Raw genomic sequence first — 24,046 nt, 5'->3', positions numbered from 1 at the left:
AACAATCAACCTATGAAATACCTGCTCTCCGCTTTCTTTGTGATGCTCGTTTGTACCTCAAACGCCCAACCTGGCAACAGTTCTGCGCAATACAGGCAAACCGAAGAAAAGATCAACGACCTGGTTCACACAAAGCTCGAGCTGCGTTTTGATTACAGCAAAGCATGGGCGATCGGGAAAGCATGGATCACCCTGCATCCTCATTTTTACCCGACTGATTCTTTGCGGCTGGATGCAAAAGGAATGACGATCAATTCCGTGAGTCTTGTATCGAAGGGAAAGAATATCCGCTTGAAATTTGCGTACGACGCCATGAACCTGCGCATATCACTTGATAAAACCTACAAAGGCGGTGAGAACTATACGGTGTTCATCGATTATATTGCCAAACCCAATGAATACAAAGCGGTGCATCCTTCCCTGATGCCCGGCGAAAAAGGGTTGTATTTCATCAACAACAACAACGCCATCAAAAACAAACCCGTGCAGATCTGGTCGCAGGGCGAAACAGAGGCCAACTCTTATTGGTTCCCTACGATTGATAAGCCCAACCAGAAGACAACGAATGAGATCACACTCACCGTTCCTTCAAAATACACCACCTTGTCGAATGGCCTGCTGACCTCGCAAAAAACAAACAGCGATGGCACACGCACCGACACCTGGAAAATGGATCTTCCGCATGCGCCTTATCTTTTGTTCATCGGTATTGGTGAATATGCGGTGGTGAAAGACAAGTACAAAAACAAAGAAGTAAGCTACTATGTTGAAAAGGAATACGAGCCGTTTGCAAGAAGGATCTTCGGGCATACGCCGGAAATGATCGCTTTTTTTTCAAGGATCACAGGTGTTGATTTCCCCTGGCAGAAATATGCGCAGATCACCGGCCGCGATTATATTTTCGGCGCAATGGAAAACACCACGGCTACGCTGCACGAAGAAGGTGCGCAACTGGATGCGCGGCAGTTGTCGGAAGGAAATGCATGGGAAGACATCATCGCCCACGAGTTGTTTCACCAGTGGTTCGGCGATTATGTAACCGCTGAGAGCTGGAGCAACACCACCGTAAACGAATCATTTGCCGATTACAGCGAAACCTTGTGGAACGAATACAAATACGGCAAGGAAGCCGGGCAGGAAACCATCTATAACAACAGGCAAACCTATTTTGCTAATCCGGCCAACAGGAAACTGAGCCTGGTGCGTTTTGCTTATGACAACGCGATCGAAGCGTTTGATGAGGTGAGTTACCAGAAAGGAGGCAGCATTCTTCACATGCTCCGCAACTACGTTGGCGATTCTGCTTTTTTCAGATCGTTGAATGTTTACCTGTCGGCCAATAAATTCGGAAATGGCGAGGTGCATCAATTGCGGCTTGCATTTGAGCAGGTTACCGGGCAGGATCTGAACTGGTTCTTTAACCAATGGTACTATCGCCCGGGCAATCCTAAAGTAGATATTTCTTACGCATACAACAATGGCAGCGCGAGTGTGATCTTCAAACAGCTGCAGCCCGACCTGTTTATCTTACCTATGGCGATAGATGTATACGAGCGAGGTGCAAAAAAACGCTACCAGGTATGGGCGAAGAATGCAGTCGACACTTTTACTTTCCCCGTGAACGGTAAACCCGATTTCATCAATGTGGATGCGGATAAGGTTTTGGTGATGGAGAAAACAGATAACATGTCGGCAGACAATGCGAAGTTCCAGTACAGAACCGCAGGTGCACAATCGCATATCGACAGGAGGGAAGCTGCGTATTATTTTGTGCAACGAAAGCAGGCGGCACAGGAAACCGGGTTTGTAAAAGAATTATTGAAAGACAAAAACCCTGGCATCCGTTCACGTACACTGATCAACGCCGTGAATATGGGCAACGACACGATACGCGAAGCGATGGAACCTCTTGTAAAAGAGTTGTTGCAGAAAGACCCCAGCGCAAAAGTGCGCCGCGCTGCCATTACAAGCTTATTGAAATACAGGAATTACGAGGCTTACAAACCGCTTTTCATTGCCGCAGTGAGCGACTCTTCGTATTCCGTTGCCGGTGGCGCTCTTACAGCGGTAAGCATGGTTGATTCCGTTGGTGGTTTGCTGCTCGCGCGGTCATTGATGCTGAAACCTGCGAAAGGAGAGTTGTTGTCATCGATCGTTGATAAACTTGCAAGTTACGGCGACGACAAAGATTTCGCCTACGTATACGATGTGTTCGAGCACGCAGGAACAAGCGCGCGGTTTGGGTTGCTTGACGGATTGGCCACGGCGCTCACACGAACGAAAGACGCGGCTGATGTGAGAAAGCAGGTCGATGTCATCATTGATTTCCGTGACGGACTGCCGGCATTTCTTGCGTCGGGTGTTCCGCAGGTAAACGGGTATCTGAAAGCCATTGCACAGGCCCAGCGTAGCATGGGGAACGCCGCGCTGGCGGATTATATTGAAACTAAGTTACCTAAATAACGACCGGTTTTTTTGTGCGTTCTTTCAAGTGACGGAGTTGTAGCGTTCGTTGAAAGCATCGCATTCCATTGAATAAAAACCGGTGGCTGTTGAATAGGCGGACACATCGCTTCTTTTTTATTAGAGATTTGAAGACACAAATTTCTTTTATGAAAAAAGCATCTGTCCTGCTCGGGTTTGCTTTATCGTATTTTATCGTTGCTGCTTTTATGCAGTTGCCAACCGAAGCGGATCTTTCTTATCCAAAGGATTTCCGAAGCTGGAAACATGTAAAGACAACCCTTGTGGATAAGCCTGGCACGGCCAATGAAAAATACAATGGTTTCCATCACATTTACGCAAACGACCGGGCGCTGGAGGGGTATCGTTCAGGAAAATTCCCTGATGGTTCGGTGGTTGTGTTTGAAGTGGTGGAAATGCAAAAAAAAGACAACGTTGTTCACGAAGGAGGAAGAAAGTTTGCCGATGTAATGTTCAAAAACGCAAAACTGTTTGCGAACACAGGCGGATGGCAATACAAGGAATTTATAACGGGCAATGAAAATGCAGATGCGCTGAAAGACGCAGAGCGGACCAGTTGTTACCATTGCCATACTTCAAAGAAGGAAGAAGATTATATTTTCAGCAAGTTGAGGTAGCTGTTGGTAAATTAAGCGGGAGACAGTTTTTATAGATACTGTCTCCCGCTTTGATTTTTAAAGTGATTACTTTTTATTTGAACCTGATATTGTAAACTGCAGCCACACCTACGTTCTGCAGATCTGTGCCGCCTGATCCTACGAACACCTGGTTGTAAAATCCATAGACGTTCCAGTCGTAATTGTGGTAGCCCAATTGTGGTTTAACATAGGCGCCACCGCTTTTACCGGTAGTGTTGGTTAGAAATGAATAACCAACATCAGATCCTACAAAAAATCCATCGGATGTAGGATAATAGCGGAGCAACGCACCCAGCGGAATGGTTCCGAAATCTGAGGCGCCGTTCTTACCAAAGAAGTGTGTGTACCCACTCGCAATACCCAATCCAAAATGTGGGTTTACCATTGCCTGTCCACTTAACTCTGCGCCTAAAGTTGCAGAACTGAAATTGGAGATGTTACCAACGGGAAGCCCTGCAGATATACCAGCCTTCAGCCATGAGTTTGTTTTTGTAACGGTAGGTTCTGTTGTTGTGTTCTGCGCAAACGTAGAGGCGATCATACACAAAGCCAATGCGCTCATAAGTACTTTTTTCATAATCATCGATTTTTGATTCACAGTTGTGTTTAAATTTTTGTGCCTTCGGCTTGGCGAGGAATTTATTTCACATCGGTTGGTGATTTTTTTAGGGTTTTGATAACAAGGTGAGGAATCGTTTTTATTGCAATGGGTAATGTGAGGTGCCTTGCTGCGGTGGGCGCGCTGTGGTTGCCACAGATTACTCGGATTTGCACGGAAGGTGAAAAGCGGATCGATTGTCATAGATCTGATGACAATTCGCGGTCGGTGGCGGTTGATAAGGGTAAAAGCCCTGATTAGTCGTGTTCTTACTACAGAAAAATTTCCAATTCGCTACCGTTTTTCATTTCAAAAAGTGATCAGGATATACATGTTGTTTCTATTTTTTGGAAGTCTGATTTGTTGTCAATTTGAATTCTAAATTTCTAGTTATGGGCAGACATAGACTTACTCTTTTATTTGTGTGTGCGATCTTGTTTTTCTCATGCAGAAAGGATATGGCAACCAGTGAAGTGATCGTTACACCTCCGCAGCAATGGCAGGCGGTATCTTATAGCGAATCGAATGTATTGCGTGCGCCGGGCAATTACCAGGAATGGAAGATCGCATCCGCGCCTAAACTGGTTTCGGTAAATGGCGATGGCGAGTATGAGGGTTTTATCAATTTCCCGCTGGAGAATACCGAGTTCTGGCTGGTGAAAGGAACGGCATGGAGCAATGTGGTTACTTACAACCAGACCGGCGATAACACTTTCGGGTTCAACGGAACTTTTTTTAAGATCCCCTCGGGCGCCGGTGTTTATAAGATGAACGCGAGCACAAACAGTTTTAAATGGTCGTGCGAAAAAATAACAACGATGAGTGTGTATGGAACAGCCGCTGCAGGGGTTGATGAAGAAATGACATTCAATCCGTCGAACATGACGTGGACCATCACCAGGAACTTTGCCGCGGGCGAATTTGTGTTCCGGGCCAACAAGGCAAACCATATCCGCTTCGGCCATAATGCAGAATCCGAAACGGGGCTGCTTAGTGTGAATGGCGAGAGCATGCGCCTCGATAAAAGCGGCAGCTACACGATCGTATTATCGTTGCAGAGCGCGGGAAACTACGTGTACAGTGTAAAACGCAACTTCTAGCCTTCGGGGACGCCACTGAGCCGTGGGTTTAAAATAAAAATTCACGGCTCATGGTATGCTGCAGGTGTTACACATGAAACGATTCCGATACGATCTTCCCGTCTTTCACATGGTAGAGGCAGATCTCGTTCATGTCCATCCGCCCTTTGCCTTTCATGGTTGCATCGAGGTTGAGCGTGCAGCAGAAAACGTTCCCGGCAACAAGCGGGTCCGAAATGCGGGTGCTGTGGATCGTTTCAAGCATCGATTCGAACTTCTTGCCTTTTTCGAGGATGGCGTTGAGTCCTTTGGTCTCTTTCGGGAAATCTTCCGACGCATACGGTTCAATACTCACCGCATCTTCCGCAAATAGCTCCCGCTGCGCGGTCTCATAATCCGGGATCCGGCACAGTGCCACGAGCCTGTCGGCAATTTGTTGGGTTGTCATAAGATTGGTTTTTCGAAAATTGATAAAAAAACCGGACCAATCCCGCTCAACCCCTCCACCCATCGGGCCAAATGGCCTGCGGCCCGGAATGGGCAGCCAATATCCCGTTGAGGCCCGGGAAAACCCGGCGGTCTATCCCATTGTTAACACTGACGTAATCCTGCCATAACAATTCCGTAACATTCGCCTTCTACTTTCGCAGCATTAAAATTTATTGCTGTGAAGAAATCTGTTGTTCTCATCTTACTGCTATTATGCTCTTTTTCCCTGTTTGCACAAAAAGGTAAGATCGCCGGTAAGATTTCCAATAGCAGGAACGAAGGATTGAGTGGTGTTACCATCAAGATCGGCGGCGCCGCAACCGGGTTTGTGAAGTCGGATGTGGATGGCCGTTACTCTTTTACAGCCGAACCCGGCAAAAAATACAGCATTACCGTTTCTTATATAGGTTACAAAGACAAAACCATCGATGATATATCCCTCGCCAGTGCAAACGAAGAAGAAACCGTTAACATTGTGATGGAAGAAGGGGGCGCCGCGCTGGAGGGTGTTACCGTTAAGGCTTCGTCTTCAAGAACCGGTGCGCGGGCCGAAACCATCAATGCCCTTATCTCTTACCAGAAAAATACCTCGGCCGTTGCACAGGTGATCTCCGGCGAGGCCATCAGGAGATCTCCCGATAAAAATACCGGTGAGGTTTTGAAACGTGTGCCGGGCACTTCTGTGCAGGAAGGTAAATACCTCGTGGTTCGCGGTCTTGCAGACCGTTACAACCAGGCCATCCTCAACGGCGTATTGCTGAGCAGTACAGAGCCCGACAGGAAAACGTTTTCTTTCGATGTGTTCCCTGCACCGATGATCGATAACATCATCATCAACAAAGCATTTGTTCCTGAATTGCCGGGCGAGTGGGCCGGCGGGCTGATACAGGTAAATACCAAGGACGTTCCATCCAGTAATTTCTTTACCGTACAGATCGGTACGGGCTTCAATACCCAAACAGCGGGAAGCGATTTTTACCACTACCAGGGCGGTAAATCCGACTGGCTCGGTTTTGACGATGGTACACGCGGCCTCACAGCCGGTTTCCCTACCAAATCGGAGTTCAATGCGCTCGACCAGGGACAAAAAACCATCTATGGCCGGGTGTTCAAGAACATCTGGTCAACACAGAAAAACGATGCCAACTTTTTCCCTGTTACCAATAAGTCATTCCAGGTAAGCGGGGGATTCAATACGAAACTGGGTGAAAAGAACAAGCTCGGCGTTGTATTGGCGCTTACCTATAACCAAAGCTTCAAAAGAACAAATTTTGACAACCGCCTGTACTCCATTACCGGTGGTGTGGCGAGCCTGAACTTTGATTACCACAACGACAAGTATGCGCAGGATGTGCTTTGGGGCGCGCTGGGCAATGTAACCCTGCAGCTGGGCAACAACAACAAGATCTCCTGGAAAACCATTCTCAACGTTAATGCAACCGATTATACAACAAAACGTACGGGTAAAGATTTTGAGAACGACCCGATCAATGGCGAGAACATACGTGCATCGGAACTTGCTTTGAAATCGAATACGTTTTTCAATACGCAGGTAACGGGCGACCACAACCTGCCATCGCTCAAAACCAAACTGCACTGGTATGGAAGCTTCAATATCCTCGACCAATACATTCCCGACCAGCGAAGGATCCAGTACAACCAGAACGTAACCGTTCCGGGTTCTCCTTACCTGTTGCTGGTATCTGCTTCCAAAACATCGCAACGCAGCGGCAGCCGTTATTTCGGCTTCCTGAATGATTACATTTATACAAGCGGCGGAGATGCGACAAAAACATTTAACATGGGCGGACTTACACAGTCTGTTAAAGCAGGTTACATGTTACAGGTGAAAGACAGGCTGTTTGATTCAAGGCCATTCTCTATCTATCTTCCTTCCGATAACCCGTCGCTGCGTTTGCTCTCAGAAGAAAATGTTTTTGCCGATGCAAATTTCGGAAACGGGTTCGACAACAAATTTGCGTTCAACGAGATCTCCGGTGAGCAATACCGCTATCTCGCCAATACGATCCTGAATGCGGGCTTCCTGCAGTTCGATAACCAGATCAATGCAAAACTCCGTGCCACATGGGGATTGCGCTGGGAAAATTTTGACCAGGTGGTGGGAAGCATGAAAGAAAAAGACCCGCGCCATGTGCACAGTAAAGTAGACGACTTCCTGCCGGGATTGAACCTTACTTATAAACAAAACGATAAAACAAACATCCGTTTATCCGGTTCACAAACAGTGATCAGGCCCGAGTTCCGCGAGCTGAGCCCGTTTGCGTTCTTTGATTTCGACCTGGGCGCAACCACAACCGGCAACAAGGCCCTGGTACGCACCAAAGTAACCAATGCCGACCTGCGCTGGGAAATGTACCCGAGAGCGGGCGAGCTGTTTACGATTGGCGTATTCTATAAATATTTCGACAAACCGATCGAGCTGTTCTTCAACCAGACCGGTGCGGGAAGCTCGAGCACGTTCAACTACATCAATGCAGACAAAGCATCGGGCTACGGAGTTGAAGTTGATTTCAGGAAGAAACTGGATGTGGTAGCAGATGGACTGCGCAACTTCACTTTCCAGGGTAACTTCTCTTACATCTACAACCGCGTAACCAGCGAGGGAACCAATTTAGACAGGCCCATGCAGGGACAAAGTCCGTACCTCATCAATGCAACATTGCAATACGATGTAGAGAAACTGGGCCTGAACACGACGCTGTTGTTCAACCAGATCGGCCGCAGGATCCTGTACGTGGGCAGCAGTGATTATCCACCGGTATGGGAGAACCCAAGGCCGTTGGTCGATTTCCAGATCGCGAAAAAAGTATTGAAAAGAAAGGGAGAAGTGAAGCTGAATGTTTCCGACCTGCTGAACCAGGTGGCCTATTATTACCACGACCTGAACAACAACGGGAAGTTCGAGAAAACAACCGATGCTATTTCGATCGCGCGTAAGTATGGAACAAATGTGAGCATTTCATTCTCCTACAACATCAAGTAAGCAAACAACTAAAATTTATAAAACAAACGCGAATATGAAAAAGTTACTCATCCTTATTGCATCGGTAGGTATGATCGCAACCGGTTGCCGTAAGATAGAAGTAGACGGCGGCACAACCGTGGTGAACAACGGTTCCGGCGCTACAGAAAACACCATCCTCGAAGGAAGGATCATCACGAACCTTACTTTGAAAGCGCAGTATACCTATAAGCTCCGCGGATTGGTGTATGTAACCAGCGGCGCTATCCTGACCATTGAGCCAGGAACAAAGATCGTTGGCGAGAACGGGAAGAACGGTGCATTGATCATCACACGCGGTGCAAAGATCATTGCGGATGGTACGGCAGATAAACCGATCGTGTTCACTTCAGAAGCAGCTAACCCACAACGCGGCGACTGGGCAGGTCTTGTGATCCTGGGCCAGGCGCCAAACAACTCATCCTACAACGGGGTTGATGGCGTGGGCGAAATTGAAGGTGGTGTGAACAACAGCGATGGCCTCGGATTGTATGGCCTCGGCACTACATCAAACCTTGCAGACAACAGCGGGATCCTCCGTTATGTAAGGATCGAATATGCGGGCTACGCGTTCCTTCCGGATAAAGAGATCAATGGTTTGACGTTGGGTGGCGTGGGTAACCAGACAATAGTGGACTATGTCCAGGTTTCTTATGCAAACGATGATTCATTCGAGTGGTTTGGTGGTTCGGTAAATTGCAAACACCTCATCTCTTACCGCACACTGGATGATGATTTTGATACAGACAACGGATACAGCGGTAAAGTGCAGTTCGGCATCATTCTTCGCGATTCTTCCATTGCCGATATCTCGAAAAGCGAGGCATTTGAAAGCGATAACGATGCAAATGGCTCTGACCGCACAACTTTCCTCGTTCCCATTCCCGTGAGTGCGAACAATCCTGTTGCGATCAATCCTGTAAAAACAAGTGCGGTGTTCAGCAACATCACAGTGCTTGGACCGAAAGCAACTGCGGCCAATAATGGCAACAGCCTTTTCCTCGCAGCTGCGCAGATCCGCCGCAACAGTGAGATCAGCATCTTCAACTCGGTATTCATGGGTTGGAACGGTGGCTCGGTCTCTACCTTGCTGATCGATGCGAGCAAAGGAACGCCAACAGACAAGAACCTCGACCCAACAGGTGGATTGAATTTCAAAAACAACATCATCGCCGGTGGATCAGCTACAACAGCGATCACCTACGCAGCAAGCGCAACGGCGCCAACAGGTGCAACGGCAACAACGATACAGAACTGGGTTAACACTGCAGCTTATGGAAACTCATTTGTTGCAAACAATACCGATGTGGGTTTGGGCGCCCCATTCAACTACACAGCTCCTGATTTTAACCCGGCAGCGGGTTCGGCAGCAGCATCGGGCGCATCTTTCACAAGCGCGAAACTGATGACGAAAACTGGAACCGTAAACGATTTCACAACGGTAGCCTACAAAGGCGCCTGCGCCGTGGGCGACGCATGGTGGAAAACATGGACCGCTTTTAAATAATGTTGACTATTCTTACCAGAGCCGCCTGTGCAAACATGGCGGCTCTTTTTTCTAAGCAGATTTTTTGAACGATGAAGAGAATTGCATTTTGTTTTTTAGGAATGGTACTGCTGTATGCATGCGGCGAATCATCAACCCCTGCAGGCAAAGAAGTAAAAACAGCAGACAGTGCCAAAGTAGCGGAAAACATCAGGACGAACATGTCGTTCCTGAATGATTACAATGCAATGGAAGCCGTATTTGGAAACGAGAACTGGATGTTGATCGAAAAGAAAGATACCAGCTATTATTATTTCAGTCGCCTGGGCGATATGAATTTCAATACCTACGCATACCGGCTGGTAAAAGGCGATAGCGCAAACGTAGCGCATGGAAAGATAGAGCGGGAAAAGAACCGGTTGGTGTGGAACTTTGACGGGAAGAAACTCTACATCACATCGGCAACCGTTGCCCGCATCGCCGCAACGGTTGATGGTTCGGATACCGCGGCGAAGTACGAGTTCACAAGGCTGAACAGCAATACCATCGGTGTAACCTACCCGGATCAGCGAAAAGTGGAACTTAAAAAAACGATCCCTTTCGGATTGTTCCTGGTGAGGAGCCGTTACGATTACAGCAACGGCACCCATTACGCCTTTGACACTGCTGTTTACACAAAAAAACATTAGCCACATTTTGTAACACGCAATACAGACCCCATGCATGCACTCTATAACCATTCAGGTGAGCTGATCGCGTATCAATACCAGAATGCACTGGTACACCCGGAGAACATGCAGGTGCTGGGCCTGGTGCTGGGCAACTGCGTATTTGACCAGCGTGCCAGGGTGCTTGGCAAACTGTTCCAGCAGAAAGTGTACAATCTCTCGGGCGAGGTGCTGGCCAGCAAAGCCGATGAGTCGATGCCCATTCCCGATGACCTCGATACAGCCGGCATCATCCAGGAAGCCTGGAAGATACTGGTACTGATCAAGGACCACTCCTGTGCATGGGTTACCGCTAAAACATCCTGGGCGCCTTATTCGCTTGCAGAATTGATCTATGCTTTTTAATTAAGATCCAATATCCCAAAAAACAAACCCCCATATTGCTATGGGGGTTCTTATTGAATGGGTTAGTAAGAGACTATTTTTTCTTCGCCGCTTTTTTTGATGGTGTTTTCTTTACTGCTTTTTTCGGCGCTGTTTTTTTTACGGCTTTCTTAACCGGTGCATCGGTCGTATTTTTTTTAGCCGGTGCTTTCTTATTAACGGATTTTGAAGCCGGTTTATTGTGGTGCAAACCATCGGCCAGCAGTTTTGCCGCTTTTTTAACAAGTTTCTGTAATTTCTTCTCGTGAACCATTTCTTTGAACTCCGCCAAAGCATTGTGCAGTTGGTCAGACAATTTCGCCTTCAGGTCTTTTTTTGCAGCGCCCGAGGCTTTGTTTTTCTTGTCCATAACAAAAATTTTTTTGAAAGATTTGATTTTAAATATAGGCAAGAACTACTACGCCCAATGTTAAGTTTTACGCCTGTTGCCCCGCAAAACCTGCAAAGGCGCGGTTTTTGATGAGGCGCCGGTACGAACAATTGTTCGCAAACGCTTGCCTGGTAAGGGTTGCGGCATTGAATGAGAATGATGTTTATGGAAGATGATCGCTCAATGGCGATTCTTTATTCATGGACCCAGGAACGGCTTGCAATCGATAAAAACAAAGGTTACGGTCGTATGCGGGGGTATAGGGGATCAATGATCTGCGTTATCTGCCAGGAAAACAATAACGGCCACAAGGCATATCAACGAAAGGACATACTTGATTGCTTTCAACATAGTATACTGGATTGAGACACCGGCAGCAGGTACCGGGTCTATAGAGCAAGATGCGGCCCCCGGGAAAAGGGTTGGGCGAAGAAAAAATATATTTTACACCCAACCTTTCCCATCTTTGTTGCATTAATAACCCCGTGCCGGTGGATGTAATTACAGAGATCATACAGAACTGCATCCGGGGCCACAGAGATTCCCAGAGCAGGCTTTACCAGATGTATGCGCCGGGCATGTTTGTGGTTTGCCAACGCTATGCGCGGTCGCGCGAAGACGCTGAAGACATATTGCAGGAAGGTTTTATCAAAGTGTTCCGGCATATATCGCAATTCAGGTTCAACGGTTCTTTTGAGGGATGGATGCGGCGCATCATGGTCAACACCGCGCTGCAGAAATACCGTTCGCAAACACACCTGCATGTGATCAGTGATGGCGGCGACCACAGCAACGATCATTTTATTGATGAAGAAATTTCAATGCACATAGGCATGAAAGAACTCATTGCCCTGATACAGCAACTGCCAACTGCTTACAGGGTAGTGTTTAACCTGTATGTATTCGAAGGAATGAAACACAAAGAGATCGCGTTGCGGATGGGCATAACGGAAGGCACCTCGAAATCGAACCTGCACGATGCGCGGCAACAGTTGCAAAAAGCCATCCTGCGCAGCGGCGAAAAAGCAAAACTGAAAGTATTCTGAACATGAACCGGGATCTGAAAAACATAGATAAATTATTTCACGAAAACCTCTCCGCTGCAGGCGATCAACCGCCCATGCACGTATGGCAAGGTGTTGAGGAAGCACTGGACAGTGCAGCTGAACAAAAGAACACCCGGAACGAAAAAAGAAAAAGACGCCTGGCTTTTGCTGCATTTTTTATTGTAGCGGCAGGCGTGGCCACATGGTTGTGGACTGCAAATGATGAAGGGGACAATGGATCAACCACGGCAACCATCACAACAACCCTTCCCGGTACACCGGGCCAACAGGTAATCAAGGCGCAACAACCCGTTCTGCCATCTCTGGTATCGGCTGAACGGAACACGACGCAGCCAAAACCAAAAGAAAATATTGTTGGTCCGGCAGCGCCGCACCATCCGATCCAAACCAGTAAAACAAATAAAGGATCCGATGATCGGTTGGAAACGGGTGATGCGCAGCCTGTAACCGATGCGGTTGTTGTTTCTTCCGGCGCAGGTGATAAAGACGATTTACCTGTGCGTATCGTTTCGGCAAGCGCAGATAGCCTGGCCGGCGCAGCGCTGCACCACGGCGATATAAATACAGGGGCAACATTGCAAAGTATTGAACATGGGTTTGCAGATAGATCAATAACAGGGGCGGGCGATTCCCTGCAAACGGCACCAACAGCTGTTGTTACCGGCCAGTTAAAAGACGGAGCGGATAAGGCAGATGCTGCGACAAAAGCGGCGCCCGTTGTTCGTGTAAAAAAACCGGGTAAATTTTCCGTAACGCTTTTCTTTGCTCCCGACATCACCACGCGCAACCTTGAACAGAATTTCGGCACCTTCCGCGATGAACGCAAGGAAGAACTGATGCGCACGGAAAAAAACAGCGAGTTCGATTTTACCCTGGGTGCTCGCGTGGAATACAAGCTGGGTAAGCATTTCAGCCTACAGTCTGGCATCAGCTTTTCCACCAACACCATCGATATTGCAAAGAAAACCATTTTTGCAAGGGTAGACGACAGGGACGGATCTCTCAAATTCAGATTCAACTTTTCTTCGGGCTACGCCTTTTTCAAACCAAAAACAATTGCGCCGCCGCAATTTTTTGGGGATAGTGCACAGGCTTTGTCATCCACCAGCACATTGCATTACATCAATATCCCGCTGGCGCTCAAGTATTACATACCGTTGGGTAAACGTTTCTCCCTTTCCGCGCAGGCGGGCATTGCCGCGCGTTTCATCACACGTCAAAACATAGACGCGGTGTATGCATCGAATGGATTCAACGAGAAGGGGAAAACGAATGAGATACAGGGTTTAAAAACCACTTACTTCAACGGCGTTGTTGGTATTGGCGCCGATTATTCGTTCAACAACAGGATCGCGTTTACTGTTTTCCCGTCGTTCAATTTTGCAACCACTTCCATCAACCGCGATGCGCCGGTGAAAGCCTATCCCAATACATTGAGCCTTGCGGCTGGGATGAAGTTTCAATTGTGATGGATGTTGGTTGATGTTGAATTGATTTGGTGAGGCGGCCAACATCCATCAACCCACAAAAAAGCCTGGTAAGAATATTACCAGGCTTTTTTGTGGGTTTTAAAGGGTTGCGGCCTTTGCCGTTGTTGGTCGCCTGACCAACAACGAAGCTTAGCGTGTTTTGGTTTATTCCTTCACCATCTCCACAACCACATTCACAACATCTTCTGCATTGGGTTTACTGAAATAATCGCCATCGCTTCCGTAACCCGGCCTGTGGGCCTGTGCGGTCAATGTTCTTGGCGAAACATCGAGCCATTGGAACGCTTTCTGTTCTTCCATTACTTTGCTGAACATGTAAGCCGCCGCGCCACCCGGAACATCTTCGTCTACGAAAAGAATGCGGTTGGTTTTTTTGAGCGATTCAATTATTTTATGGTTGATGTCAAACGGAAGAAGTGTCTGCACATCTATCACCTCGCAACTGATGTCCATTTTTTGTAAGCGTTCAACGGCATCTTCCACGATACGCAATGTTGATCCGTAAGAAACGATGGTGATATCGGTTCCTTCGCGCAATATTTCAGGGATCCCCAGTGGCACGGTGAACTCCAGCAGATTGGCCGGAACCTTTTCTTTCAGGCGATAGCCGTTCAGGCATTCAACAACGATAGCAGGATCGTTGGCGCGCAGTAATGTATTGTACATCCCTGCGGCCTGTACCATGTTGCGTGGTACACATACATACATACCGCGCACGGCATTGATGATCATACCCATAGGCGAGCCGCTGTGCCAGATGCCCTCAAGCCTGTGGCCGCGCGTGCGGATGATGATGGGCACGCTTTGTTGTCCTTTGGTGCGGAAATGCGTGGTAGATACATCATCGCTCAACGGTTGCAGGCCGTATAATAAATAGTCGAGGTATTGTATTTCTGCGATCGGCCTCAAACCACGTAATGATAAACCGATGGCCTGCCCTACGATGGTGAGTTCGCGTATGCCTGTATCCGAGATCCTGTCTTTGCCGTGCTTATCCTGCAGCCCGGCAAAACCCTGGTTCACATCGCCGATATGCCCTACGTCTTCTCCAAATGCGTATACATATGGATTCTGCGCAAAGAGCTGGTCGAAATATTTATTCAATACTTCGTATCCATTTGCCATAGGGGCATCAAATGCGATCATCGGTTTTACTTCCTCTACACGCAGCGCGCTTTTTGGCCCTTCGTTGTAGAGATCGCTGTTGTATAGTTTTCTGCCGAGCGCGTGTTGTTCTTTGTAGAAATTCCTGATCTCCTCAATGGTTGGCGAGTTGGGTGCTGTTTCCATGGCGAGCGAAACGGCGCGGAAGATATCGCGTCGCAGGGGTTCCCTGTTCGATTGAAGATCGTTCGCCAGTTTCTGCAGGAAGTTGTATTTCTCCATATCATTCACCACCAGCCCACGGATCAGTTCAACCGCCTGCGCCGCAGTTTCCTTGATGGGCGCCTGGTATTTTTCCCATGCCTTGTTCTTGCCTTCGCGCACATGTTCCTTCGCACCCGCTTCTATTTCTGTCAGTTCTTCTGCGGTTGATAAGCCGGTCTCGATCAGCCATTCTTTCATTTTCTTGATGCAGTCCCATTCTTTCTCCCAATCCAGCCGCTCCTGGCTCTTGTATCTTTCATGGCTTCCGCTGGTCGAATGTCCCTGTGGCTGCGTTACTTCTTCTACGTGAAACAAAACGGGCACATGTGTTTCCCTTACTCTCTGCAATGCTTCTTCAAACACTTCGCACATGCCTGCGTAGTCCCATGCTTTTACTTTGTAAATGCGGATGCCGTTGGTGGTATCTTCTTTTTCCAATCCTTTTACCGCTTCGGAAATAGATCCTTTGGTTGTCTGGAAATTCTTGGGCACCGAAATACCGTACCCGTCATCCCAAACAAACACCGCAAGTGGTATCTGCAGCACGCCGGCTGCATTCAGGGTTTCCCAGAAATGCCCCTCTGATGTACTTGCATCGCCAATGGTACAGAAACAGATCTCGTTTCCGTTGTGACTGAGCGAATCAAAAACATCTGCATGCTTTGCGCTCCGGAAACACTTAGAGGCCCAGGCAAGTCCCAACGCGCGCGGCATCTGCGAAGCGGTAGGGGCCATGTCTGAAGAAATATTTTTGCGGTTGGCCAGGTCGAGCCAATTGCCGTTGTCGTCTACAAATTTTGTTGCAAAGTGCGCGTTCATCTGCCGGCCCGCGCTAAAGGGGTCGTTCTTTACATCGGGGTCGGCATAAAGCTGAGCAAAATATTGTTCTACGTTTGAAAGGCCCGATGCAAAAATGAAGGTCTGGTCGCGGTAATACCCGCTCCTGAAATCACCCGGCTGAAAATATTTGGCCATGGCCAGTTGCGCCACTTCCTTACCATCACCGAAGATGCCGAATTTGGCCTTGCCGGTAAGCACTTCGCGGCGGCCCAGCAAACTCACTTCACGGCTCACAACGGCTATCCTGTAATCTTCCAGGATGGTGTTGCGGAAGCCTTCGAAAGAAAGCATATCGTCTTTGTATCCAAGTGATGGTGTTTGTTCCATGGGGCAAAAATAGCATTACACGGCGAATAGACTAACGGAAATTAGTTTGTTTCAGAAATTCGGTGATTATACGGGGGATAAGTTCCGGTTTTCCTAATGCGATTCTAATCCCATCCCGCCATTCCTGCCACAAAAAATGGCACGAATTTGGCTTTCATGCATCCGTTAATCGCTTATTTTTGCGCTATAAAAATCAATATGAAAAAAATACTGTTTCTTATCACGATGGTTTTCAGCGTAGCTGTTTTTGCACAAGGGCCGAATGATATAGTATTCGCTACCAAAACCCACAAGTTTGGAAAGATCAAACAGAAAGTTCCGGTTACCTATACCTTCACCTTTACCAACAACGGCGCAAAACCTGCGGTGATCGAATTTGCAAATGCGGAATGTGGTTGCACAACGCCCGTTTACAGCAATGCGCCGATCCTCAAAGGAAAATCGAGTACCATCAAGGTAACGTACAATGCAGAAGCGCTGGGCACATTCAAGAAGAATGTGAACGTGAAATTCCTTGACCAGCAGCTGCCCGTGGTATTAACCATCGAAGGAGAAGTGCTGGCACCCGCACCCGCAAAAACAAAAACCAAATAACCGGTCAACACGAAATTCTTACAACAGAAACGCAATCTCAACCGGTTGCGTTTTTTGTTTGGCATACGTGACGGGTGGAGGTATCTTTGCGGGATGTTACAGATAAGCCAACGCGGACAGGCGATGCCTGCCTCACCCATTCGCAAACTGGTTCCTTATGCAGAAGCTGCAAAAAAAAGAGGAACCAAAGTATACCACCTCAACATTGGCCAGCCCGATATCGAAACACCGAAAATGGTGTTGGACGCAGTGCGGCACAGTGATTTTAAAGTACTGGAATACAGTCACAGCGCGGGTAACGAGAGTTACCGGAAAAAATTGGTGGGTTATTATGAAAGCGTTGGCGTTAAGGTAAACCACAACCAGATCATCATCACAACAGGTGGAAGTGAGGCGATACAGTTTGGCTTCATGGCATGTCTTGATCCGGGTGATGAAGTGATCATACCAGAACCTTTTTACGCAAACTACAATGGGTTCGCGGTAGCTGCAGGCGTAACCGTGGTGCCGGTTACTTCGTTTATCGAGAACGGGTTCGCCCTGCCGCCGATCGAAGAGATCGAGAAAAAGATCACGCCAAAAACAAAGGCCATCGTGATCTGTAACCCCAACAATCCTACAGGCTATTTATACAGTTACGAGGAGATGCAGCAATTGCGCGACATCATCCGCCGCCACAATCTTTATCTTTTTTCAGACGAGGCTTACCGGGAGTTTTGTTACGAGGGAAAGCAGATCAGCGCGATGCACCTGGAAGGGGTAGACGACAACGTGATCATTATGGATACCATCAGCAAACGCTACAGCGCCTGTGGCGGAAGGATAGGTGCATTGATCACAAAAAATCAAATGGTGCTGGATGCGGTGATGAAATTTGCGCAGGCAAGATTGAGCCCGCCAAGTTTTGCGCAGATCGCGGCGGAAGCGGCCATTGACCTGCCCGCAGATTATTTCGACGAAACGAAGGCCGAATACAAATCGCGCCGCGACCTGATCGTAAAACGTTTGAATGCGATGGAGGGTGTGTTCTGTCCAAACCCGGGCGGTGCGTTCTATGCCATTGCCAAACTGCCGATTGACGATGCGGATGTGTTTTGCCAATGGTTGCTCGAAAGTTTTTCTTACCAGAACCAGACCGTTATGCTCGCACCCGCTACCGGGTTTTATGGAACAGCGGGCCTGGGAAAGCAGGAAGTTCGTCTTGCCTATGTATTAAATTTAAATGATATAAATAACGCAATGAATTGCCTTGAACAGGCATTAAAAGAATACCCGAACAAAAAATAACCTGATTATCAGGTAATTGCAAATGCTCTAGTAAAAAATCGCAAGAAATGATACTAATATGACAATAAATTCAATATGAACAAATGTTCATTAAATTGTCATTTTTTGAAGAAAAAATCAGAAAAAAGATAAAATTTTTACGAAAAACTTGATTTTGTATCCAAGATATGCTTATCTTTGAATTCGAAAGCAAACATACAGCAACAAGTGCTGGTTTTTGCAGGTTTCGGGTTAACGAATTGATAATTATCTCTTTTCTTATATGGCAAGCAATCGAAGACGTCCCCTGTTTCTACAGGGGACTTTTTTTCGTTTGCCTCGTCCTAATAAAGGTTGACCATAAAGTCAGCAAACATGGATCAACTAACGGTCAAGTTAAAAAGTGGATCCCCTGTCCTCATTACAGTGAATCGTTCAAAAAGCAGGTAGTCCGTGATTATGAATCGGGGCACCTAAACAAGAAACAAGTACAAAAGAAGTACGACATTGGAGGTAAAAGTCGTCTACTTGACTGGTGCCGTAAATACGGTAAATTAGCATACCCGTCACAATCAGCTACGGGCCGACCGATGAAAGATCTCCAAAAACAGAGAATAAAAGAACTGGAAGCAAAGCTGAAGGCAGCGGAGTTAAAGATGCCTCGTCCTAATAAAGGTTGACCATAAAGTGTTGGCGGCGTTAAGGGTGGGTGTTGATATAATACTGAGTATGAAACCGGCGAAGACTGGTGAATGCTAAAAAAGAAAAGCGCCGGCCCCGGCGCTTTTCTTTTTACTATGATCAGGAACTTTAACCGAATCGGGGTCGTTGCTAATGTTCCGCCGGCCTCGGCGGCCGCAGGGTTTGTTCTATTTCGCTGTATTTTTTATACTGCGCCCCGGTAAGCGCGGCTTTGATCTTTGCATCGCGTGCTTTTACGAGTTTGTCAACGTCTTCTTTTTTCCCTGGCGGTAGCGGTGGTGGTGGAGGCATTTCGGGCCTGCCATTCCGGTTGTTTTTACGGAGCTTATCCATCTCAATAAAAAAATCCTTGTAGGCAGTTTCTACTTTTGCTTTCTGTGCAGCAGTTAATGCAATCTCTTTGTTGATCTTCTCAGAAACATGTTTCAATTTATCCTCGTTGCTCGGTGGCCTGGGTGGCTGCTGCGGTTGGGCGTAAGTGCCTGCGGTTGCAAGCATTGCACAACAGAACAGCATCTTGATTTTTTTATTCATGGGTGATTTTTTTTAATGGTGTAACTAGAATCATCTGCCTCCCGGCGAAATAAAGCCATCGGGCGCATTGTTGAATTCTTAAAAACAAACTACTGCGGATGTTGTGGTGGCGGCTCTCTTCCGTCCTCGCCCGGCGGCGGTCCATCGTGCGGTGGGTGCTCGCCATTCGGAGGCGGCCCTCCGCGCGGGCCCCCGCCCGGTGGTGGTGCGATCATGTGCAACACCTGCTGGAGAATATTGTCGAATTTTTTCTTCTGCGTTTCATTGCACAGGCTCCGCAACTGTTGAAAATGTTTAAAGGTGAGCACATCCATCTGCGAATCGTACCTGGCAGATTCCCTGGCCGCATTTTCTATTGCTGAATCGGGAATGGCATCCTGTTTGAGCAAGGCAAAAAACTTGTCTTTCGCGCCGCGGTTGTTCCTGCGTATTTCACGCATGTTTTGTTGTTGTTCTTCAAGAAGTTCCACGAGTTTTTGTTTCTGGATCGAGTCGAACGATAATTCTTTTGTCAGAAAATCAACTACACCCGATGGCGGACCGGGCGGCCGCCCGTGTTTTTCTTTAACGAGCCAGAAAGTGAGCAGCGTGGCCACATTCAATGCAACCAGCAGCATAAAAGCGATCGCCCACCATTTGTTCCTGTTGAAATAATTCATTGGTCTGTTGTTTTACCGGTGAAGACAGACGATCCACCCAGGTTATAAGTGTCGGCAAAGGCCTGTATACCGTTTGCCGGCTGTTGTTCTGTTGCCGGTTGTTTTGCTGAATGCAGGTACGATCGTATAGCCGCTATGTTCAGGACCACCAGCAGCGCGAGTGTGGCAAGCGAAAGAACGGATCTTTTACCAACCATCCAGAACGGAACGGCCTGCTCGTTTTTTTTATCGAGCCTCGCCTGCAGGCGCGTGTAAAAAAACGGCGGCGCATCGGCCCTGCCGATGGTATCGATACTGTTTAGTGTTTGTTCGATCTGTTCGTTCATGGGTAAACGTGTTTTCATTTACATCTGTTTAGTCCTGCGAATAGTACTGCCGCAAATATTTTTTCAGGTTATCTTTTGCCCGGTGCATCAATGCTTCTACGGCTTTGATGGTTATGTTCATGATGGCCGCCGTTTCTTCGTAACTCAACCCCTCGGCTTTTATGAGCGTGAAGGCGATCCGCTGGTTCTCCGGCAGTTTCTGCATGGCGCTGAAAAGAAGGGATGCACGCTCCTTGTTATCAAGCGCCACGCCCGGGTGGTGGAACTGCACGGGCTCGTCTTCTTTTTCTCCCATACCTACCCACCTGCGCAGGTTGGCCATCCTTTTTTTGGATTTCTTTTTCCGTTCGGCGTCGAGCGCCTTGGTAACGGCCACCCGGTAAATCCAGGTTGATAACTTCGCATCGCCCCGGAACCCCTTTATGGATTGAAACACCTGTATAAACACTTCCTGCGCCACGTCTTCGGCTTCCTGAACATCCTGGACAATACTTAACACGGTATTGTATACCATGTGCTGCCATGTTTCCACCAGCAGCCTAAATGCGTGCTGGTCACCGTTTTGTAAGCTTAGGATGAAGTCCCTGTCGTTCAAATATTCCCTGGTTAAAAGGTTAGACGCTACAACCTACAAAAACCTTCGGCCAAAATGAATAAAACCTTCCGTATTTTCCATTTTTGAAAATCACCAAAACGGGGTTACTTACTGTTATGAAGAAATTAGGGGTGCTGTTGATTGCCGTGCTGTTGTTTGCCGGTTCCCAAGCCCAGGGCTACCAGGCAACGCATGGGTCGGCTTATGCGGGAAGCACAGCGGTTTTCAACAATCCCGCGGCATCGGTCAATTCGGCCTACAAATGGGATTTTACCTTGTTTTCTGTGCAGGCGAAACTGAGCACCAACTCCGCGTACCTCGAAAACTTCACGATCCGCAACAGCGGTGGCGCATCGCTCACGCTATTGGATAAATACCACTCGCGGTTTTACCATGCGAATGTAGACATGAGCCTGTTCAACATTCTCTACAAGATCAACAACCAGCGCGCGGTAAACGCGGGTTTGCGGGTAAGGAGTTATTCGCACATCAAAACCCTGACTTTTCATTTTTCGGATACCACCAGCAGCCTGAACAGCTTCCTGGTACAAAATGCAAATACGCCTTACCTGCAGGGTTATGGCACCAATACCTCGTGGCTGGAGGGCGATCTTAATTATTCGCAGGTATTGTTTGAGAACAGCCATTCTAAACTGAGCGGGGGCATTACCCTCCAGATCATGAAAGGATTGGCGGGAGGATATGCGAAACTGAATAAATTCAGTTACCTGATGTCTAAGTTTTCGAACGATACCACATTCAGTTTTACAAATGGTACGCTGGTGGCGGGTTATTCAGAGAACCTTGGTGCATCGGATGGGAAGGATTACCTGCAGAAAACACTGGGCGCATTTGGGTTGAGCCTTGGTGTTGAATACATGTTGTACAACAGCGACCAGAACCCATACGGCAACCACAACCTCAATTACGATTGGAAGATCGGCCTCAGCCTGATGGATCTGGGCGCCAACAACTTCAAACCCGGCCCCGGTTCAGGCACTTACAACGATCCACGCGTATCGGTCAACGATGCCGATGTGGAAGCGAAATTCACCGGCGCCGGCAGTGCGCGGGCCCTGGGCGATTCTTTAAAGACCATATTTGTAAACAGTACCGACCTGCAAAGCAATTTCAGCATCAGCAATCCAACGCGCCTCATCCTCAACATCGACAAAAACTTCGGCAACAATTTTTATGTGAATGGGGAACTGAGCATGAATTTTTATTCTACAGGGGGCTTCAACAAACTCCGTACGCGCGAACTAAATCTTTTAACCATCACCCCGCGTTGGGAAACCATCGGCCTGGGTGCTTACCTGCCGGTGCAATACAATACGCAGGGGCAGCTTTGGGTGGGTGCGGCACTCAAGGCGGGGCCCTTGACCCTGGGTTTTCACGACCTCGGGATCCTGTTTAAAAAAGACCCGTTGCTCAATGGAGGTGCCTACCTGTTGCTGTCCATTCATCCTTTCAACAAAAGAAGGGTGTTGAGCAAGATGGATTGTTATGAGTAGAAATACTTGTAATGAATGCGGACGAGCCAGCCGATTTGTTCCTTTTCCATTGGTGCGGGCGCGTAGCCCGATCGCCACTACGCATAAAAAAATCTCTATACTCAATTGAAAAACTCCAAGAGAATATAGAGATCAAGCCCGGTGGTTAATCGGGCCAAACGACGATCAAATAAGATTATTCAGCAGACTGGATGTTAGCAGCCTGTTTACCTTTCTTACCATCTGTTATTTCAAATGATACTTTTTGACCTTCTTTGAGTGACTTGAATCCGCCCATGTTGATAGCAGAAAAATGCGCAAACAGATCTTCACCACCATCGTCTGGTGTGATAAATCCGAAACCTTTTGCGTCGTTGAACCATTTTACAACTCCTGTTGCCATAGTGTTAATTATTAATGTTTGTTATCTAAATGTAGGCATTTATAATGGTTTCTTGTACTTTTTAGGCCTTTCAAAGCCATAAAAAAGGTATTTAGACGTGGATTTTTGCCGCTGAAAGCGGGTAGGGCGGTGAAATGGACTCAAAAAACAAGGGGTTAACTGGAGGAAATGCTATCTGTTTCAGATCATATTTCCTGCTGCTAACCCCGTACTTATGGGTTCATTTTTTTACAATGCCGCCTTCATCACCCCTTTGAAGTACCCGATCGATTCTGCGATGCCCGGCATCGGGTCTGTCATGTCTTTTTCAAATTCGATGCTGCAAACGCCTTTGTAGCCGGTTTTCTTCAGTGCCTTTACCAGTGCAGGAAAATTGATGGCGCCACGTCCGATCTCGATCGCTTTTCCCTCTTTTGCCGCAACGCTCACATCTTTGATGTGAAGATCGAACAGGCGTTTTTTATATTCCTTCACCGCCTTGTCAACCGCCACACCCGCGCGCGTGGCATGGCCTATGTCGATGCAGAGCCCTATACGTGCATCGCGGTCTTTGATCCTGTCGTACACATCTTTCGGCCCCGGGTACAAAGCATCTTCTGGCCCGTGGTTGTGTATCGCAAGCCTGATATCGTACTCCTTTACTTTTTCTTCCGCATGGTCGAGCACATCATATGAGGGCGCGCCAATGATCATGTTTACACCGCATTTTTTTGCATAGGCGAACGCCTGGTCAACGGCCTCTTTTGTTTTCATGTAGATCACACCCACGGTATATACATTGATGCCGCCTTCCCTGAGTTTGGCCATTGCCGTGTTTACCGCTTCCTGGCTTGCATTGAGCGGCAGATGGATCTCTTTCAGGGAGAGATTGGATACGCCAAGCCGTTTCATCATCGCGATGGATTTGTCGAGATCGAATTTCGCAAACGTATACCCCGCAACGCCCACCGGCAATGGCTCGGCATCCTGCGCGCTGTTGAGGTTGTCGTCTATGGAAGGCAAACCTGCTGCTTTTCCCAGTAAAGGGAGGGTTACAGAACCTGCAATTCCAAGCGCTGTATTTTGAAGAAAACTTCTGCGTGATGACATGCTGTCTATTTTTTT

The 24,046-nt window shown here is 47.8% G+C and carries 22 protein-coding genes; 12 read left to right on the top strand and 10 right to left on the bottom strand.

Annotated elements, in window-relative coordinates; translation table 11 throughout:
• The first annotated feature begins 12 nt into the window (after positions 1–12).
• Positions 13–2,463, top strand: a complete 2,451-nt coding sequence (locus GWC95_RS16340) for a M1 family metallopeptidase (protein WP_161819786.1) — start codon at positions 13–15, stop codon at positions 2,461–2,463.
• Positions 2,464–2,612: 149 nt separating this feature from the next.
• A complete protein-coding gene (locus tag GWC95_RS16335) occupies positions 2,613–3,101 on the top strand; it encodes a cytochrome P460 family protein (RefSeq protein ID WP_161819785.1) in 489 nt (162 codons plus the stop codon).
• A gap of 73 nt (positions 3,102–3,174) precedes the next feature.
• Here GWC95_RS16335 and GWC95_RS16330 read toward each other — a convergent pair whose 3' ends face one another.
• On the bottom strand, positions 3,175–3,699 hold the full coding sequence (locus tag GWC95_RS16330; RefSeq protein ID WP_161819784.1) for a hypothetical protein: 525 nt from the start codon (positions 3,697–3,699) through the stop codon (positions 3,175–3,177).
• A gap of 413 nt (positions 3,700–4,112) precedes the next feature.
• Here GWC95_RS16330 and GWC95_RS16325 point away from each other — a divergent pair, with 413 nt between their 5' ends.
• Positions 4,113–4,820 carry a cadherin repeat domain-containing protein gene (locus tag GWC95_RS16325; RefSeq protein ID WP_161819783.1) on the top strand — a complete coding sequence of 236 codons (708 nt, stop codon included), beginning with the start codon at positions 4,113–4,115 and terminating at the stop codon, positions 4,818–4,820.
• Between the two features lie 67 nt (positions 4,821–4,887).
• On the opposite strand, the gene GWC95_RS16320 is transcribed toward GWC95_RS16325, so the two are convergent.
• Positions 4,888–5,247 (bottom strand): nuclear transport factor 2 family protein, encoded by a 360-nt coding sequence (locus GWC95_RS16320; protein WP_161819782.1) that lies wholly within the window; start codon positions 5,245–5,247, stop codon positions 4,888–4,890.
• Positions 5,248–5,466: 219 nt separating this feature from the next.
• On the opposite strand from GWC95_RS16320, the gene GWC95_RS16315 reads away from it, so the two are divergent.
• The 4 genes from GWC95_RS16315 to GWC95_RS16300 all read left to right on the top strand — a co-directional run bounded on the left by GWC95_RS16315 (position 5,467) and on the right by GWC95_RS16300 (position 10,869).
• Entirely contained in the window at positions 5,467–8,292 is a 2,826-nt protein-coding gene (locus GWC95_RS16315) for an outer membrane beta-barrel protein (protein ID WP_161819781.1), read from the top strand.
• 34 nt (positions 8,293–8,326) lie between these two features.
• Positions 8,327–9,817: a hypothetical protein gene (locus GWC95_RS16310; protein WP_161819780.1), complete on the top strand. Its 1,491-nt coding sequence runs from the start codon at positions 8,327–8,329 to the stop codon at positions 9,815–9,817.
• Positions 9,818–9,888: 71 nt separating this feature from the next.
• On the top strand, positions 9,889–10,485 hold the full coding sequence (locus tag GWC95_RS16305) for a hypothetical protein (RefSeq protein WP_161819779.1): 597 nt from the start codon (positions 9,889–9,891) through the stop codon (positions 10,483–10,485).
• A gap of 30 nt (positions 10,486–10,515) precedes the next feature.
• Positions 10,516–10,869 (top strand): 4-fold beta flower protein, encoded by a 354-nt coding sequence (locus GWC95_RS16300; protein ID WP_161819778.1) that lies wholly within the window; start codon positions 10,516–10,518, stop codon positions 10,867–10,869.
• Positions 10,870–10,942: 73 nt separating this feature from the next.
• On the opposite strand, the gene GWC95_RS16295 is transcribed toward GWC95_RS16300, so the two are convergent.
• Positions 10,943–11,257 carry a hypothetical protein gene (locus GWC95_RS16295; protein WP_161819777.1) on the bottom strand — a complete coding sequence of 105 codons (315 nt, stop codon included), beginning with the start codon at positions 11,255–11,257 and terminating at the stop codon, positions 10,943–10,945.
• Positions 11,258–11,769: 512 nt separating this feature from the next.
• Between GWC95_RS16295 and GWC95_RS16290 the strand changes: the two genes are divergently transcribed.
• Together GWC95_RS16290 and GWC95_RS16285 are read left to right on the top strand one after the other, a co-directional pair.
• The gene (locus tag GWC95_RS16290) at positions 11,770–12,324 is read left to right on the top strand and encodes an RNA polymerase sigma factor (protein WP_202630303.1); all 555 of its coding nucleotides are present in this window, start codon (positions 11,770–11,772) and stop codon (positions 12,322–12,324) included.
• Between the two features lie 2 nt (positions 12,325–12,326).
• The gene (locus tag GWC95_RS16285) at positions 12,327–13,814 is read left to right on the top strand and encodes an outer membrane beta-barrel protein (protein ID WP_161819775.1); all 1,488 of its coding nucleotides are present in this window, start codon (positions 12,327–12,329) and stop codon (positions 13,812–13,814) included.
• A gap of 165 nt (positions 13,815–13,979) precedes the next feature.
• On the opposite strand, the gene GWC95_RS16280 is transcribed toward GWC95_RS16285, so the two are convergent.
• The gene (locus GWC95_RS16280) at positions 13,980–16,370 is read right to left on the bottom strand and encodes an alpha-ketoacid dehydrogenase subunit alpha/beta (RefSeq protein ID WP_161819774.1); all 2,391 of its coding nucleotides are present in this window, start codon (positions 16,368–16,370) and stop codon (positions 13,980–13,982) included.
• Between the two features lie 198 nt (positions 16,371–16,568).
• Between GWC95_RS16280 and GWC95_RS16275 the strand changes: the two genes are divergently transcribed.
• Both GWC95_RS16275 and GWC95_RS16270 read left to right on the top strand, forming a co-directional pair.
• Positions 16,569–16,964 (top strand): DUF1573 domain-containing protein, encoded by a 396-nt coding sequence (locus tag GWC95_RS16275; RefSeq protein WP_161819773.1) that lies wholly within the window; start codon positions 16,569–16,571, stop codon positions 16,962–16,964.
• Positions 16,965–17,057: 93 nt separating this feature from the next.
• Positions 17,058–18,251, top strand: a complete 1,194-nt coding sequence (locus GWC95_RS16270; protein ID WP_161819772.1) for a pyridoxal phosphate-dependent aminotransferase — start codon at positions 17,058–17,060, stop codon at positions 18,249–18,251.
• An 810-nt stretch (positions 18,252–19,061) separates the two neighbouring features.
• Here GWC95_RS16270 and GWC95_RS16265 read toward each other — a convergent pair.
• The 4 genes from GWC95_RS16265 to GWC95_RS16250 all read right to left on the bottom strand — a co-directional run bounded on the left by GWC95_RS16265 (position 19,062) and on the right by GWC95_RS16250 (position 21,046).
• Positions 19,062–19,466 carry a hypothetical protein gene (locus GWC95_RS16265; protein WP_161819771.1) on the bottom strand — a complete coding sequence of 135 codons (405 nt, stop codon included), beginning with the start codon at positions 19,464–19,466 and terminating at the stop codon, positions 19,062–19,064.
• A gap of 89 nt (positions 19,467–19,555) precedes the next feature.
• Positions 19,556–20,125: a Spy/CpxP family protein refolding chaperone gene (locus GWC95_RS16260; protein ID WP_161819770.1), complete on the bottom strand. Its 570-nt coding sequence runs from the start codon at positions 20,123–20,125 to the stop codon at positions 19,556–19,558.
• Positions 20,122–20,469 carry a hypothetical protein gene (locus tag GWC95_RS16255; RefSeq protein ID WP_161819769.1) on the bottom strand — a complete coding sequence of 116 codons (348 nt, stop codon included), beginning with the start codon at positions 20,467–20,469 and terminating at the stop codon, positions 20,122–20,124. The genes GWC95_RS16260 and GWC95_RS16255 overlap by 4 nt, the downstream gene beginning before the upstream one ends.
• A gap of 10 nt (positions 20,470–20,479) precedes the next feature.
• Entirely contained in the window at positions 20,480–21,046 is a 567-nt protein-coding gene (locus GWC95_RS16250) for an RNA polymerase sigma factor (RefSeq protein ID WP_161819768.1), read from the bottom strand.
• 116 nt (positions 21,047–21,162) lie between these two features.
• On the opposite strand from GWC95_RS16250, the gene GWC95_RS16245 reads away from it, so the two are divergent.
• Positions 21,163–22,560 (top strand): hypothetical protein, encoded by a 1,398-nt coding sequence (locus GWC95_RS16245; protein ID WP_161819767.1) that lies wholly within the window; start codon positions 21,163–21,165, stop codon positions 22,558–22,560.
• 175 nt (positions 22,561–22,735) lie between these two features.
• Here GWC95_RS16245 and GWC95_RS16240 read toward each other — a convergent pair whose 3' ends face one another.
• Both GWC95_RS16240 and GWC95_RS16235 read right to left on the bottom strand, forming a co-directional pair.
• Positions 22,736–22,942, bottom strand: a complete 207-nt coding sequence (locus GWC95_RS16240; RefSeq protein WP_161819766.1) for a cold-shock protein — start codon at positions 22,940–22,942, stop codon at positions 22,736–22,738.
• 228 nt (positions 22,943–23,170) lie between these two features.
• Positions 23,171–24,031: a sugar phosphate isomerase/epimerase family protein gene (locus GWC95_RS16235; protein ID WP_161819765.1), complete on the bottom strand. Its 861-nt coding sequence runs from the start codon at positions 24,029–24,031 to the stop codon at positions 23,171–23,173.
• Positions 24,032–24,046: the final 15 nt, after the last annotated feature.

It is taken from the genome of Sediminibacterium roseum (assembly GCF_009939005.1).
Taxonomy (GTDB): domain Bacteria; phylum Bacteroidota; class Bacteroidia; order Chitinophagales; family Chitinophagaceae; genus Sediminibacterium; species Sediminibacterium roseum.
This window is presented reverse-complemented; position numbering and strand designations above follow the sequence as displayed.

Coding starts and splice junctions, on each gene's coding strand:
- GWC95_RS16285 (WP_161819775.1), top strand. CDS start 12,327: ATGAACCGGGATCTGAAAAACATAGATAAATTATTTCACGAAAACCTC.
- GWC95_RS16245 (WP_161819767.1), top strand. CDS start 21,163: ATGAAGAAATTAGGGGTGCTGTTGATTGCCGTGCTGTTGTTTGCCGGT.
- GWC95_RS16330 (WP_161819784.1), bottom strand. CDS start 3,699: ATGAAAAAAGTACTTATGAGCGCATTGGCTTTGTGTATGATCGCCTCT.
- GWC95_RS16260 (WP_161819770.1), bottom strand. CDS start 20,125: ATGAATTATTTCAACAGGAACAAATGGTGGGCGATCGCTTTTATGCTG.
- GWC95_RS16265 (WP_161819771.1), bottom strand. CDS start 19,466: ATGAATAAAAAAATCAAGATGCTGTTCTGTTGTGCAATGCTTGCAACC.
- GWC95_RS16255 (WP_161819769.1), bottom strand. CDS start 20,469: ATGAAAACACGTTTACCCATGAACGAACAGATCGAACAAACACTAAAC.
- GWC95_RS16280 (WP_161819774.1), bottom strand. CDS start 16,370: ATGGAACAAACACCATCACTTGGATACAAAGACGATATGCTTTCTTTC.
- GWC95_RS16325 (WP_161819783.1), top strand. CDS start 4,113: ATGGGCAGACATAGACTTACTCTTTTATTTGTGTGTGCGATCTTGTTT.
- GWC95_RS16335 (WP_161819785.1), top strand. CDS start 2,613: ATGAAAAAAGCATCTGTCCTGCTCGGGTTTGCTTTATCGTATTTTATC.
- GWC95_RS16270 (WP_161819772.1), top strand. CDS start 17,058: ATGTTACAGATAAGCCAACGCGGACAGGCGATGCCTGCCTCACCCATT.
- GWC95_RS16320 (WP_161819782.1), bottom strand. CDS start 5,247: ATGACAACCCAACAAATTGCCGACAGGCTCGTGGCACTGTGCCGGATC.
- GWC95_RS16275 (WP_161819773.1), top strand. CDS start 16,569: ATGAAAAAAATACTGTTTCTTATCACGATGGTTTTCAGCGTAGCTGTT.
- GWC95_RS16340 (WP_161819786.1), top strand. CDS start 13: ATGAAATACCTGCTCTCCGCTTTCTTTGTGATGCTCGTTTGTACCTCA.
- GWC95_RS16300 (WP_161819778.1), top strand. CDS start 10,516: ATGCATGCACTCTATAACCATTCAGGTGAGCTGATCGCGTATCAATAC.
- GWC95_RS16305 (WP_161819779.1), top strand. CDS start 9,889: ATGAAGAGAATTGCATTTTGTTTTTTAGGAATGGTACTGCTGTATGCA.
- GWC95_RS16295 (WP_161819777.1), bottom strand. CDS start 11,257: ATGGACAAGAAAAACAAAGCCTCGGGCGCTGCAAAAAAAGACCTGAAG.
- GWC95_RS16310 (WP_161819780.1), top strand. CDS start 8,327: ATGAAAAAGTTACTCATCCTTATTGCATCGGTAGGTATGATCGCAACC.
- GWC95_RS16240 (WP_161819766.1), bottom strand. CDS start 22,942: ATGGCAACAGGAGTTGTAAAATGGTTCAACGACGCAAAAGGTTTCGGA.
- GWC95_RS16235 (WP_161819765.1), bottom strand. CDS start 24,031: ATGTCATCACGCAGAAGTTTTCTTCAAAATACAGCGCTTGGAATTGCA.